General features: G+C 44.4%; 13 protein-coding genes. 2 read left to right on the plus strand and 11 right to left on the minus strand.

All coding sequences use genetic code 11. From position 1 onward, the window contains the following. Window positions 1-297: 297 nt before the first annotated feature. On the minus strand, window positions 298-780 hold the full coding sequence (gene ilvN / locus BMW94_RS22195) for an acetolactate synthase small subunit (protein WP_091001074.1): 483 nt from the start codon (window positions 778-780) through the stop codon (window positions 298-300). After that, a complete protein-coding gene (gene ilvB / locus BMW94_RS22200) occupies window positions 777-2,528 on the minus strand; it encodes a biosynthetic-type acetolactate synthase large subunit (protein ID WP_091001075.1) in 1,752 nt (583 codons plus the stop codon). Before ilvB ends, ilvN begins: the two co-directional genes overlap by 4 nt. A gap of 601 nt (window positions 2,529-3,129) precedes the next feature. Between ilvB and BMW94_RS22205 the strand changes: the two genes are divergently transcribed. After that, complete coding sequence (locus BMW94_RS22205; RefSeq protein WP_091001123.1) at window positions 3,130-3,573, plus strand: GNAT family N-acetyltransferase; 444 nt, start codon at window positions 3,130-3,132, stop codon at window positions 3,571-3,573. A 6-nt stretch (window positions 3,574-3,579) separates the two neighbouring features. Here BMW94_RS22205 and BMW94_RS22210 read toward each other — a convergent pair whose 3' ends face one another. The 9 genes from BMW94_RS22210 to BMW94_RS22255 form a co-directional block, all read right to left on the minus strand. Next, complete coding sequence (locus BMW94_RS22210; protein ID WP_091001076.1) at window positions 3,580-3,954, minus strand: hypothetical protein; 375 nt, start codon at window positions 3,952-3,954, stop codon at window positions 3,580-3,582. Window positions 3,955-4,170: 216 nt separating this feature from the next. After that, entirely contained in the window at window positions 4,171-5,133 is a 963-nt protein-coding gene (locus tag BMW94_RS22215; protein WP_091001077.1) for an ABC transporter permease, read from the minus strand. Then, window positions 5,134-6,213, minus strand: coding sequence for an ABC transporter permease (locus BMW94_RS22220; RefSeq protein ID WP_091001078.1), 1,080 nt, complete (start codon window positions 6,211-6,213; stop codon window positions 5,134-5,136). Beyond that, entirely contained in the window at window positions 6,206-7,744 is a 1,539-nt protein-coding gene (locus BMW94_RS22225; protein WP_091001079.1) for an ABC transporter ATP-binding protein, read from the minus strand. Before BMW94_RS22225 ends, BMW94_RS22220 begins: the two co-directional genes overlap by 8 nt. 341 nt (window positions 7,745-8,085) lie before the next feature. After that, on the minus strand, window positions 8,086-9,126 hold the full coding sequence (locus BMW94_RS22235; RefSeq protein ID WP_091001081.1) for a BMP family lipoprotein: 1,041 nt from the start codon (window positions 9,124-9,126) through the stop codon (window positions 8,086-8,088). Between the two features lie 579 nt (window positions 9,127-9,705). Continuing rightward, complete coding sequence (gene rplT, locus BMW94_RS22240; protein WP_017689664.1) at window positions 9,706-10,065, minus strand: 50S ribosomal protein L20; 360 nt, start codon at window positions 10,063-10,065, stop codon at window positions 9,706-9,708. 78 nt (window positions 10,066-10,143) lie between these two features. Further along, window positions 10,144-10,344, minus strand: coding sequence for a 50S ribosomal protein L35 (gene rpmI / locus BMW94_RS22245; RefSeq protein ID WP_062320217.1), 201 nt, complete (start codon window positions 10,342-10,344; stop codon window positions 10,144-10,146). Between the two features lie 24 nt (window positions 10,345-10,368). Next, complete coding sequence (gene infC, locus BMW94_RS22250) at window positions 10,369-10,863, minus strand: translation initiation factor IF-3 (RefSeq protein ID WP_024628309.1); 495 nt, start codon at window positions 10,861-10,863, stop codon at window positions 10,369-10,371. A 311-nt stretch (window positions 10,864-11,174) separates the two neighbouring features. Continuing rightward, window positions 11,175-12,413 (minus strand): glycosyltransferase family 2 protein, encoded by a 1,239-nt coding sequence (locus BMW94_RS22255; RefSeq protein ID WP_091001082.1) that lies wholly within the window; start codon window positions 12,411-12,413, stop codon window positions 11,175-11,177. 712 nt (window positions 12,414-13,125) lie between these two features. On the opposite strand from BMW94_RS22255, the gene BMW94_RS22260 reads away from it, so the two are divergent. Further along, entirely contained in the window at window positions 13,126-13,653 is a 528-nt protein-coding gene (locus BMW94_RS22260) for a phosphatase PAP2 family protein (RefSeq protein WP_091001083.1), read from the plus strand. The last annotated feature ends 40 nt before the right edge of the window (window positions 13,654-13,693 follow it).

Below are 13,693 nucleotides of genomic sequence, written 5' to 3' on the forward strand. Positions count from 1 at the left end.
TAAGTCCTCCTTTGTATTGTAAAGAACCCTTCATTAATGAGCGGGTGTCTCAAGGGACCGGCACGCTTTTCCTGCTTTAGCGTCTCTGGTCTGCTCCGATCCGTTCAGACACCCGCCCGTTAATGCGGGTGTGTGGCTATATTGTCAAGCGTTACATCACTAAAATGTTAAATTGCAACTTATGCGGGACTGGCACCTTATCTAAGATTAACGATATTTCTCAGCTTAATGCTGCTAACATACCTTTGTCGTTCCGTTGATAAGCATCAGACCATGCTTTTATTTCAATATGACTGTTTAAACGTTGCCTCGTACCAATGCAGTTACACCTGTACGTGACAGTTCACGAATACCGTATGGTTTAAGCAATTCAATCATCGCATCAATTTTTTCTGTATCCCCGACCACCTGGACAATCAGGCTGCCTGGACCAACATCTACAACAGATGCGCGGAATGTTTCCACCACACCCAGAATTTCTGGACGCTCGGATGGCTCTGCCTTGACCTTGATCAATGCAAGTTCACGAGCAACCATCGGTTTCAGACTGAAATCAACTACTTTGATGACATCGATGATTTTGTACAGTTGCTTTTCAATCTGTTCCAGCGTTTTGTCATCACCGATCGTCACAATGACCATCCGGGACAAACCCGGTTCCTCGGATTGACCTACCGTAATGCTCTCAATGTTGAACCCCCGTCGACCGAACAACCCTGATACCCGCTGCAGGACGCCAGGCTGATCGTTGACCAATATCGAAATCGTATGTCTTATCATTCCTCAGCATCCCCCATCAGCATTTGATCGATTGTCGCTCCTTGCGGAACCATTGGATATACATTTTCTTCCTTACGTACTACGAACTCAACAACGACTGGTCCTGGTGTATCCAGGGCTTCTTGCCAAGCACGCTCGGCTTCTTCCTTGTTGGTTGCACGCAATCCTTTTACACCATAAGCTTCAGCAAGTTTCACAAAATCAGGGCTGCCTGCCAAGTCGATATGACTGTATCGGTTCTCGTAGATAATTTCTTGCCACTGACGTACCATTCCAAGCACCTGATTGTTGATAATAACAATTTTCACCGGGATGTTGTTAATGGCACAAATTGCGAGTTCTTGAGAACACATCTGCATGCCGCCGTCACCGTTGATGGAAATAACGAGTCTGTCCGGATTGGCCATTTGAGCACCAATTGCAGAAGGGAATCCAAAACCCATCGTTCCCAGACCACCGGAGGTTACCCATGAACGCGGTTGGTTGAATTTGTAATACTGAGCTGCCCACATTTGATGCTGTCCAACGTCCGTCGTCACGATGGCCTCACCTTTGGTTGTATCATTCAGCATTTCCACAACCCACTGCGGTTTTAATACTTCATCTGAATCTGTGTAGCTATAAGGTTTCTCTTGTTTCCATTGTTTGATCTGATCTCTCCAAGCATCCGCACGTTCAGCACGTTGAACCTCTTTGTTCGCTATTTCGAGAACCGTTTTCACATCACCAACGATTGGAATGTCAGTTGCGATGTTTTTGCCAATTTCAGCCGGATCAATATCAATGTGCACAATTTTGGCATGTGGAGCGAATCCGTCCAGCTTGCCTGTTACCCTGTCATCGAAGCGTGCGCCGATGTTGATGAGCAAATCCGATTTTTGAATCGCCTGATTGGAAGTGTATGTTCCGTGCATACCCGGCATACCCGTCCATAACTCATGACCGCTTGGGAATGCGCCTAGACCAAGGAGAGTAGTCGTAATTGGAATGCCTGTCTTCTCAACAAACTCGAACAGTTCTTCATGTCCTCCCGAGTATACCACACCGCCACCAGCCAGAATCATTGGGCGTTCTGCTTCCTGAATCGCCTGAGCCAGACGATCAACCTGAAGTTTGTTCGGTACTGTCCGTGGGTTGTACCCTCTCAATGTAACAGGTTCAGTCACCGGTTCAAACAACGTTTTGTTTGCCGATACATCCTTGGGAATGTCGATCAATACGGGACCTTTACGACCTGTATTCGCAATATGGAATGCCTCATGAATGACACGTGGCAGATCTTCTACGTCTTTTACCAGGTAACTGTGTTTGGTGATTGGCATTGTGATTCCGGTAATGTCCGCTTCCTGGAAAGCATCTGAGCCGATCAGACTGGAAATTACATTTCCCGTAATGACTACGAGTGGTACGGAATCCATATACGCTGTTGCAATACCCGTAACCAGATTTGTTGCTCCTGGTCCGGAGGTAGCGATACAGACACCCACTTTTCCACTTGCCCGTGCATATCCGTCAGCAGCATGAATGGCGCCTTGTTCGTGACGGGTTAACACGTGCTTGAAATCCTCGAAACCATACATCGCGTCGTAAATGTACAACACTGCGCCGCCCGGGTAACCAAAAACGCACTCTACACCTTCCAGCAACAAGCTTCTCAGCAGAATTTCGGAACCGCTAATGACCTCCGGCTTCATCCATTTTTCACGTAATTCATCTGTCGATCGTACTTCTGGAATTTGAGCTCCCATCAGTCATCCTCCTCTCGGAATTTACATCATTCTGACATTTAAAGTTACAAAAAAAACCTTCCATCCCTGCAAACAAGTTTATGCTTGCGAGGGACGAAAGGTTGTTGCTTCCGTGGTACCACCCAACTTTGTCCGAAATTTCGCAATAACGGACCTTACCAGGTACAAAAAACGATAGATCAAACGGATATACCCGTTCTCCATACCTGTTGTCTGTAACGCAGACATACGATTTTCCCTAATACGCGAGTGGAGTGACATCCAATGCTTTTCAGGAAAACAGCTCCGAGGTGAGCTCGTATATAAGGGATAATGGTGGTGGTTTCAGCAATTCCAGCCACTCTCTGAGCAAAAGAGCCCTTAAAACTTCGTCCTCTTCATAGCCGATGAAATATTCTCGTTAAATGTTAGGAACATTATATGATTCCTCCAACCGATAAGTCAATACCCCTTTTGTATAAAAATTCAGAACGTCTCTAATGTTTCAACCTCCATCTTTAACGTTACCCCAATCCCCACGCTTCATTCAGTCACCTTTCAACTTGCCTCAGGCATAGGATATACGAGCAGCACGACTGGTCCTGAAAGGAGGCTTCCGATGGTGATTCGGCAACGTAAATCCAAGCTGGATGATGCCGCCATAATGAGGCTGATTGACTCTCAACTTGTTCCTCTATCTCATATGAGTGAAAGTGAAATCAATAAAATACGCAAAGAAATACCCCTGCGAATGAACAGGGGCATGACCTTTGTTGTCTCATCAAGTCCTGACAACGAAGCTGTCGCTTTCATCCATTTTCTCATGCACGGCGAACTGCTGTATGTGGATATGATGGCTGTTTCCACAAAAGAACAGCGAAAGAGATACGGTCAGACTTTGCTGCTCAAAGCGGAAAACTTTGCGGCATCTCGAGGTTGCAAAAGATCCAAAGTGATGGTTGACGAAGGCAATACAAAAGGACTTCGATTTTACCAAAAAAATGGATATAGTACAATTCGATACATTATGTTAAGCCGCTGTTACGAGTTGGAAAAAACATTATAAATCGGTCTAAAAAAAGCCTGGTGGCCGCGGTCCATAGGGTCCATATCCAGGTCCTGGTCCATATCCACCACCATATCCCGGTCCATACCCTGGGCCTGGTTTTGGTCCCGGGCCAAATCCCGGACCAGCACCTGGACCAAAACCGAATCCAGCGCCAGCGCCGTAAGCATAAGGCAGCGTACCGATGGCGAGCAGATCAAATAATACCAATGGCAAAATGGCTTTGGTACGTACTTTTTTGCCAACTGTACGTTTTAGCACCAATTTATTGCCCGATACTTTCAACAGTCTTCCCGTCACCCGAGTACCGTCTTTTTTGATTGCGACAATATTTTTGCCTATTAATTTCAACGCTTCTTCACGCGTAACTTGTTGTTTCATACTTTCCCCTCCTCCTCGGATCGTTCAAAACAGTGTATTCGTCCAGAGCCGACTTCGCCTGTTTCTTTGTCCCTAAATGAAAATATGGGTGTCATTCTCTATAAAAATTAAGCAAGCTGGTAATCTGATATTTTTCTTTGAAAAACAAAAAAAGGTCCGCACGAGGCGAACCTTTTTTTAAGTAAAGCATTATGTGGGAAAACATCATTTCTGTCGTTACCTTTTCCCCGGATCATATGGTTCACCGAGTGCTGACGGAGCAGAAGAACGTCCAACAGCCGCAACGAGCACGATGATGGTGAGCAGGTAAGGCAGCATATAAATAATTTCCTGGGGAATACTTTGAGACCATTCGAACAACTGTACATAGTTCCGGATAGCTTGCGAGAAACCAAAGAACACAGCCGCCCCAAAGGCACCAATCGGATTCCACTTACCAAAGATCATCGCTGCAATCGCAATGTAACCTTGGCCGGAAACGGTATTATGAGAGAATGTGCCTGTTGTAGTGAGCGTGATTGCAGCTCCACCAATAGCAGCCAGCGCACCAGTGATCATCACGGCAACATAACGGTAACGACGCACTTTAACACCTACGGTATCCGCAGCACTTGGATGTTCACCAACCGAGCGAAGACGAAGACCGAATGGAGTTTTGTACATAATGTAATACGTCAGAAAGACGAACAGAATAGCCAGATATGTTGTCGGGTACACATTCTTGAAGAAAGCTTCACCAAGCAAAGGAATATCCTTTAACAGTGGCACATCAAACTTGCTGAATCCTTGTACCAATGGTGAATCGCCTGATCCTTCAAACAGCAGCTTTACCAGATAAAGTGTGCTTCCTGCTGCCAGAAAGTTAATGACGATACCGCTGATAATTTGGTCAGCCTTAAACGTAATGGAGGCAACCGCGTGAATCAGTGAAACCACTACACCCAACACAACCGCGAACAAAATCCCCATCCAGGCAGACGTCGTTCCACCCATGCCAGCTTCTTGTGCATAATGCGCAGCAATCCCTGCAGCAAACGCACCAAATACCATGAAACCTTCAAGTCCAAGGTTGGTCACACCGGATTTTTCCGAGAAAATCCCGCCCAGGGATGCAAAAATCAATGCCGTGGCAAAGACAAGCGTCGTATTGATAATTTGCCCAATTGTCAACAAGTCCATCTACAACACCTTCTCTTTCTTGCGCTTGGAATAGAACGGTTTAAGTACCCAGCGCACGATGCCTTGTGCCGCAATGAAGAAGATAATCGAACCGATAACAATCCGAATAATCTCGGGCGGTACATCCGCAGCAAAGCTCATTCCCGCAGATCCATAAGTGAGCGTACCGAATAACAAAGCACCCAGCAACACACCAAACGGATGATTCAAACCAATCAGTGCAACCGCGATTCCGTCAAAACCTGTACCTGGTGAGCCCGACATAACGGTCTGATATTGGAACACCCCGAGTACCTGGAATGCACCACCAAGGCCTGCAAGCATACCACTGATAAACATAGCTTTAACGATATTGCGATTGACATGCATACCCGCATACTCTGCCGCATTCGGGTTATATCCTACGGCACGAATCTCGTACCCTTGTTTGGTTTTCCACATGTAAATATAAAAGAGTACAGCCATGACAAGGGCAATCAAGGTTCCCATGTGAACACGGGAGTTGCCCATCAGCTCAGAAAGCCATGTCAGACTAATCGATGCGGTATCACTGATATCCACCGAACGATTTTCACCTTTTAACAGCAGGAATTGGCGTACGATCAGGTTGGCCAGATACAGACCGATCCAGTTCAGCATGATACTACTGATAACTTCGTTAACCCCACGCGCTGCTTTCAGGTAACCGGCAATAGCTGCCCACAGACCGCCAAATACCGCACCAGCAATCAAAGCCAGTGGAGCATGAATGTAGATTGGCAGACCTGTAAACTTCACGCCTACAAAAGTCGCGGCAGTCATACCGACGAGGAATTGACCTTCTCCCCCGATATTAAACAGTCCTGCACGTGCCGCAAATGCAAATGCAAGTCCTGTCATAATCAGTGGTGTCATTTCCCGAACGGCTTCACCAAAATTGTACATGTCTCCGAAAACCTTCGTAAACAATGCACTGTACGCTTCAATCGGGTTGTATCCGCCGATCAGCATGACAATACCACCCAGGATCAGCCCCATAATGATGGCTACAATAGGTAATATAAATGAATCACGGGTAAACCATTTTAATACGTTATTCATGCACAGTACCTCTCTTTTGGGTGCTGCCCGCCATCATCAAGCCGAGCTCCCTGTCATTGGTTTCTTCCGGCAGCACCTCGCCCACGATCTGTCCTTCATAGATGACAGCAATTCGGTCGGATACGTTAATAATTTCATCCAGCTCGAATGAGATCAGCAATACCGCTTTGCCCTGATCACGTTGTGCAATCAATTGTTTTTGAACAAACTCAATAGCACCTACGTCCAGACCACGAGTTGGCTGGGCAGCAATAAGCAATTCAGGATTTTTATCAACCTCACGTGCGATAATGGCTTTCTGTTGGTTCCCTCCCGATAAGGAGCGGGCCTTTGTTTCAATGCTTGGTGTACGCACATCAAATGCCTCGACAAGACGCTTCGCTTGCTTCTTGATCGCATCGAAGTTAAGGAATCCTTTACGCGTATAAGGAGACTTATAATACGATTCCAGAACAATATTTTCACTCACAGAAAAATCAAGGACAAGTCCATGCTTGTGCCGGTCTTCCGGAATATGGGCTACACCCGACTCCGAAATATGGCGCGGAGAATGATTAGACAATTCTTTACCCTCAAGGCGAATCGAACCACTATCTACTTTACGCAGTCCGGTAAGAGCCTCAATCAGTTCGCTCTGTCCATTACCATCGACACCTGCGATTCCTACAATCTCTCCTGCACGTACATTCAGGTTGAGTTCGTTCAGAACCGAAATGCCTTCTTTGTTTTTGGCAGTCAATTTGCTAACTTCAAGCACATTGTTTCCTGGAGTAGCCGGCTTTTTGTCCACTTTAAATGTGACATTGCGACCAACCATTTTTTCTGCCAACTCATTCGGATTCGTTTCTGACGTTATAACTGAATCAATCACTTTACCACGGCGAATAATTGTCACCGTATCGGAGATTTCCATGATTTCTTTCAGTTTGTGTGTAATCAGAATAATGGACTTGCCTTCGGCCACCAATTTTTTCATGATTATCATCAGTTCTTTGATTTCCTGAGGTGTTAATACAGCAGTAGGCTCGTCAAAAATAAGAATGTCTGCACCACGATACAACGTTTTTACAATCTCAACACGTTGCTGCATTCCGACAGAAATGTCATGAATTTTGGCATGTGGATTCACTTTGAGTCCATACTGCTCAGACAGACGCTGCACTTCTGCAGCAGCTTTTTTATAATTAATGTTGAGACCTTTCCTTGGTTCAGATCCCAAAATAATGTTCTCTGTTACCGTGAACGGCTGTACAAGCTTAAAGTGCTGATGCACCATGCCGATGCCAAGATCGATTGCTTTGTTAGGGCTGTCGATGATGACAGGCTTGCCATTCACTTCAATGGAACCTTCATCCGGCTGATAGAGACCAAAGACAATATTCATCAACGTTGATTTACCAGCGCCGTTTTCGCCCAGTAGAGCATGGATCTCGCCTTTACGAAGCTGAAGGCTGATGGCGTCGTTGGCAACAATGCCTGGGAAACGCTTCGTGATTTGTTTCAACTCAACGACGGGGGTTGCTGCACCCATGTAATCACCCTTATACCTGATATAGTTTGGTTCTGCAAACGTAAGAAAAACGTCTAACGACGTTTATTCAAGGAAGATGACCGCATTTCAGCGGTACTTTTTCTTGGGATTATCGAATCCTTCAGTTTCAGCGAAACTTCTGCATTCCATAATCTTAAGAAAAGCTCCTACCGGAGCGTTGATACGAAGACTTCTTCTTATGCCATGAGCTATTCCCAAAGCACCGTATTGCATAGCTTGTACAATTGTTATGATGACCTGAGCAAATTTTCCTGTTTTGACAATCATAAGGCCGGTCAAGACCGGCCTCGATGATTATTCATTTTTACAGCAGAATCAGATTACTCTGTAGGAACTTTGATTTCGCCGTTGATGATTTTTTCTTTGTACTCGTCGACTTTTGCAAGAATATCAGCAGGAACATTTTTCGTAGAAGTATCAGCGACACCTACACCGTTTTCTTTCAAAGTCAGATTCTCAGCTCCGCCTTTGAATGTTCCATCGATGATTTCTTGGTTTACGCGCTTAACAGCTTCGTCAACTTTTTTGATCATGGAAGTCAGAGTTACCTCATCACCAAACTCCAGGGATTGGTCTTTATCTACACCGATAACCCAAACGTCTTGACCTTGTTTCTTACGAGCGATTGCTTCGTTGAACACACCATTACCTGTAGCACCGGAAGCGTGGAAAATGATATCTACGCCTTTGTTGTAGAGTGTTGCTGCTGCTGCTTTACCAAGGTCAGGCTTATCAAATGCACCTGTGTAGTTGGAAATGAACTCAGCATTAGGATTAACCGCTTTAACGCCTTCTCTGAAACCTACTTCAAACTTTTTGATCAGTGGGCTTTCCATACCGCCAACAAAACCAATTTTGTTCGATTTAGTTGTCAGACCAGCTACAACACCTACCAAGTAAGAACCTTCTTCTTCAGCAAATGTTACCGATTTAACGTTAGGAGCATCAACAACACTGTCGATGATCGCGAGTTTGGAATCAGGATTTTGTTCAGCTACAGTCTTGATTGCATCAGCCAATTGGAAACCGATACCCCAAGTCAGATCATATCCACCTTTAACGAACTCGTTCAGGTTTGGAATGTACTCTTCATCGGATTTACTTTGCAGGTATTTAACAGCTACACCTGTTTCAGTTTCCGTTGCTTGCAGAGCTTCCCAAGCGGATTGGTTAAACGATTTGTCGTTAACTCCACCTACGTCAGTAACCATACCGATTTTCAAATCGGATTTAGCTTCAGTGTTTTCGCCACCTGTAGTTCCTCCGGCATTTGTTTCCTCTTTCGGTTTGCTACCGCAACCTGCGAGCATAACCGATACTGCCAGCAACATGACCAAAGACAAGCTGAGCATCTTTTTCATTTCTCTTGTTCCCCCTTAATGATATATACCTAATTCCTGTCCAGGTCAAAATGGAACGGATCAACAGATCGATAATATGGCTTTTATGCAGAATGTATGGTTTCTTCGACATTAAAAGCGCATTCTTACCCCTCAAAGATTGTGTCACCTGTCGAAAAACCGAACATTATGACATGAAGAGAAAATTTTAGGACTAGCCTACTAGAGGTGATTATACATTCAACCCGTGGTAAAATCCAGATGTTTCATCACTAAAGTTCACTTATTTTTGCTCTTTTTTTATTGAAAGCGCTTAATATTTTAACAGTTTAACACACTAACGTTACAACGATGTGAAGTTATATAACAAAAACATATCACACTCCCTAGAAAGATGTGGATTCCATCTGTTTTTGTTTGCATTATTTCACCGTTCGTATTTTATGTATTATCACAGCCTGTTATTCACCCGTTATATGCTTTCATTGTGTCCTTACAGGCTGCAGCATATTCGTATCGCACAACCTAGCTCTTTGGAGTAGATCAATCTTTAAGCCGTAAAAAAAGCCGCCATAGGTACGGCGGCTTGCATAAACAATGTTAAGCGTTGATTTTGCCTTTAGCTACAGTAGCCAAAGAGTTGAACGCATTGATGTCGTTAACGGCCAGATCAGCCAACATTTTGCGGTTCATGTCTACACCAGCAAGTTTCAATCCATGGATCAGTTTGTTGTAAGACAAACCATTCATACGTGCTGCAGCATTGATACGAACGATCCACAGTCTGCGGAAGTTACGTTTTGTGTTGCGACGGTCACGGTATGCGTATACCAGGGATTTCATTACTTGCTCGTTAGCTGTTTTAAAAATACGGTGTTTGGAACCGAAATAACCTCTTGCCAGTTTCAAAACCTTTTTATGACGACGACGTACTACAAAACCGCCTTTTACTCTTGCCATATTAAAAGAACCTCCCAATAAATATTAAATGTATCCGTGGTATGTGTACGGCCTAGGCCGATCCCCCATACGGATTTACTATTTCAAGTTAGCCAGACCTTGTTTCAAACGTCTTACGTCCCCGGCAGCCATTACTGGGTTGCCGTTCAGAACGCGCTTAGCACGTTTTGATTTGTGGGAAAGCAAGTGGTTTTTGTGAGCTTTGTAACGCAGGACTTTACCGGAACCGGTAATTTTGAAGCGTCCTTTCAAACTGCTGTGTGTTTTCATTTTAGGCATTTTGTGTTTCCTCCTCCAATGTTATCAGGCTTTAGGAGCCAGAATCATGATCATACTGCGGCCTTCCAATTTTGGTTGACGTTCGATGGTGCAAAGTTCTGCAACCTCCACCTTAACACGTTCCAAAATCCGTTGACCAATGGCGGCATGCGCAATTTCACGTCCGCGGTAACGAACGGAACATTTTACCTTGTCGCCTTCTTTCAAGAACTTAACTACATTACGAAGCTTCGTTTGATAATCATGCTCCTCAATATTGGAACGGAACCATACTTCTTTAATGTCAACAATTTTCTGGTTCTTACGGGCTTCTTTGTCTTTCTTTTGTTGCTCATAGCGGAATTTGCCATAGTCCATGATGCGGCATACCGGCGGTTTAGCCTGTGGTGCCACATTGACCAGGTCCAAGTTCAGGTCAATCGCCATTTGCAGTGCTTCCCGAATCGGCGTGATCCCAATTTGTTCTCCTTCAGCTCCGACAAGGCGTACTTCCTTCGCCCGAATCTCGTCATTAATCATGTGATCTTTACTAATAACCGTCCACCTCCAGGTCATTTTGAATATCCTGTTACACAAAAATAAAAGGGATGCCGGTTAAGCTACCGACATCCCTGTAATCAACACAATTCTTCATGAGTAAACACTTCATAAATTATTGGGATCGTTGACCAGCCAACATGTTTGTTGATCAGGTGAGAAGTCGGACTTCTACTTGTGATTCCATAGCTATTCATTTAACGCACTTGAATACTATAACATCCTGCAAAACCATTGTCAACGTCTCTACAATGTTTTTTTACAGAAATGCTTTCATCCAGGTCAACCATTCGTTATCCCTGCTTGCTCTGCACCTCATCCAAACGTACAACACGTGTATGTTGGGTATGGCTCCATTGTTTGTTGTTCTGCGTGAAGAACGCGTAGAACGTAATTGGATACCATGAAAGAAGGTAAATCGGGAACAGGATCAGGTACAGATACACTTTGGCAAAAGTAACCTTTTCCAGCGCCATGGACAACAAGAAGGTCAGGATATTCAGACCAATCGCTACGAATCCTACCCAAAGCGGGAAGTACCCGTATATGTTTGCGATATGAGGACCACTGAATATCGCTGTATCCACCCACAGGACAGCTGTCATCAGGAACGTAAGCAAAACAACATACACGTTTGCGCCATACACAGCAAGGTCAAATTTCACCAAGCTTCTTTCCTTGATACTCTGCCACAGAAGCGGGAAGAAATATCTGCGTGCAACCGTAAAGTGACCTTGCATCCAGCGAAGACGCTGTCTTGCTGAAGCTTTAAAGGTTAACGGCTTCTCATCAAATACTTTGGCATCATAGTTAAAGACAGGATATACATTACGCTGAACACTGCGCATGGTAAACTCCAAATCCTCAACCAAACTTGTAGCACCCCAACCAATTTCCTTGAGCAGGTTTGTCTCGAAGCACATTCCAGTACCTCCGAGGAAATTCGCCATATTCAAATTATGACGGGACAACTGCCACAGACGGTTGATGTACCAGTAAGATACGCCATATGCTGCAGTGATCCAGGAATCCTCCGGATTTTTGGTATCAATGTATCCTTGAATTACACGCGAACCATTGCACAAGTCATCATTCATCTCAAGCAAGAAGTTACGATCAACCAGGTTATCCGCGTCAAACATGACCACTGCGTCATACTGACGTGGCAATTTCCACAGGTATTTAAGCATCCATTCGATGGCATACCCTTTACCTCTGAGATCAGCATTCGTACGTACACAAGCATTCAATCCATGCTGTCTTACAATTTGAGCCGTTCCATCCGTACAGTTGTCACAAATGACAAACACATCGTACAGATCTTCCGGGTAATCCAGTTGTTTCAAGTTCTCCATCAAAGCACCAATGACTTGTTCCTCATTGTGAGCTGCGACGAGTACAGCGAATGATTTTGTCGCCGGATAATGTTTCTTTTTCTTTTTCTTAATCAGACCGAACAGCGAAAACGTGAATTGGTACACGGCTAGCAGTGCCAGAAGGACCTGCATTGTGACGAATATAGCGTCCAACATCGTTCTCTGTTACCCCCTTTTTTTCAAAACCAGATTACTTTAAATGTTTCTCTTTCTGGATTCTGCACTTTTATTTTTTTTGTGTTGCGCAGAATATGACCCTGTTCTTTTGTTTACTACGCAAATATTTCAGACAATGTTTCATGCATGGTTGATGCCAGTTGGCTGCTTTATCGATTTTGTATTCTTTTCAGCCATTTGTCAAAACCGCAATTCCACTTCCTGAAGCAGAAATGTGAACTTTAAACGCTGAATAGGCACCTCGTGATACTCCAACCTCGCATTCATGCCTGTTATATCTTATTTTCAGCCGTTTACTTGATTTTTATTTCTAAAGTCCCTGCTTTTTTCATCAGGCTGATCCATATCGACAGAGGCTCTATATCAAATAACGTAAACAAACCACAAAAAGTTCAATCTTACACTCACATTTTTTTAACCGCATTTCAGCCATGTTGAATCATTGTATCTTTTTTAGATCGTCCAAGTCAAAAAGTTAAGTTGGATGTATATCCACTCTTTAACATGAATTTTACTTTCTTCACATGTGTTCTTCTTGAAAAGGACAACATTTAAAAATATGATAAACATATACCTGAAATAACCTCAAGTTCACGAAAAAACGGTTATATACTAATCAGGACGAAACCGGACACAGCAATTTACCGGAAATACTGCCGCCAACATGGGGCCTGACTGGCAGGAGGCCACTATGAGCCGTTTATTCGTAAAGTTTCAAGAGTATGATCGAAATGTATTTATGTGGATTAATGGTCGACTTCATAATCGATTTATGAACTTTTGGCTGTATTATTTCACCCATCTGGGCGGAGCAACTTCTTCTATTGCAGTATCCTTACTAATCTGGCTGCTGGCTCCCGCTCCTTGGAGTACAACAGGACTTCAGGCATGCATCGCTCTAGCGGTTAGCCACATTCCCGTAGCAATCGCCAAAAAACTGTATCCGCGCATTCGGCCTTACCTGGCCCTACCGGATACGATTACGTTCCGCAATCCCCTGACGGACCATTCGTTCCCTTCAGGGCATACTACTGCCGTATTCTCTGTTACGGTCCCTTTTATGACGATGGAGCCGTTCCTGTTGCTGTTGTTACTTCCTGTTGCAATAATTGTCGGATTTTCACGGATTTACCTGGGGTTGCATTATCCCTCAGATGTGCTCGCAGGTGCTACAATCGGTACTTTAGTCGCACTTGCAACAGTTGCTTTATGGACATAATGTGAATATGTTAGACTAAGGAAAACCTAGCAGGAACAGG

Origin of the sequence: Paenibacillus sp. OK003, assembly GCF_900109515.1 — a bacterium.
Classification (GTDB): Bacteria; Bacillota; Bacilli; order Paenibacillales; family Paenibacillaceae; genus Paenibacillus; species Paenibacillus marchantiae.

Excerpts from the sequence above, each read along its gene's own strand:
- BMW94_RS22210 (WP_091001076.1), bottom strand. The coding sequence starts at position 3,954 with ATGAAACAACAAGTTACGCGTGAAGAAGCGTTGAAATTAATAGGCAAA.
- infC (WP_024628309.1), bottom strand. The coding sequence starts at position 10,863 with ATGATTAATGACGAGATTCGGGCGAAGGAAGTACGCCTTGTCGGAGCT.
- BMW94_RS22225 (WP_091001079.1), bottom strand. The coding sequence starts at position 7,744 with ATGGGTGCAGCAACCCCCGTCGTTGAGTTGAAACAAATCACGAAGCGT.
- rplT (WP_017689664.1), bottom strand. The coding sequence starts at position 10,065 with ATGGCAAGAGTAAAAGGCGGTTTTGTAGTACGTCGTCGTCATAAAAAG.
- BMW94_RS22260 (WP_091001083.1), top strand. The coding sequence starts at position 13,126 with ATGAGCCGTTTATTCGTAAAGTTTCAAGAGTATGATCGAAATGTATTT.
- BMW94_RS22215 (WP_091001077.1), bottom strand. The coding sequence starts at position 5,133 with ATGGACTTGTTGACAATTGGGCAAATTATCAATACGACGCTTGTCTTT.
- rpmI (WP_062320217.1), bottom strand. The coding sequence starts at position 10,344 with ATGCCTAAAATGAAAACACACAGCAGTTTGAAAGGACGCTTCAAAATT.
- BMW94_RS22255 (WP_091001082.1), bottom strand. The coding sequence starts at position 12,413 with ATGTTGGACGCTATATTCGTCACAATGCAGGTCCTTCTGGCACTGCTA.
- ilvN (WP_091001074.1), bottom strand. The coding sequence starts at position 780 with ATGATAAGACATACGATTTCGATATTGGTCAACGATCAGCCTGGCGTC.
- BMW94_RS22220 (WP_091001078.1), bottom strand. The coding sequence starts at position 6,213 with ATGAATAACGTATTAAAATGGTTTACCCGTGATTCATTTATATTACCT.
- ilvB (WP_091001075.1), bottom strand. The coding sequence starts at position 2,528 with ATGGGAGCTCAAATTCCAGAAGTACGATCGACAGATGAATTACGTGAA.
- BMW94_RS22235 (WP_091001081.1), bottom strand. The coding sequence starts at position 9,126 with ATGAAAAAGATGCTCAGCTTGTCTTTGGTCATGTTGCTGGCAGTATCG.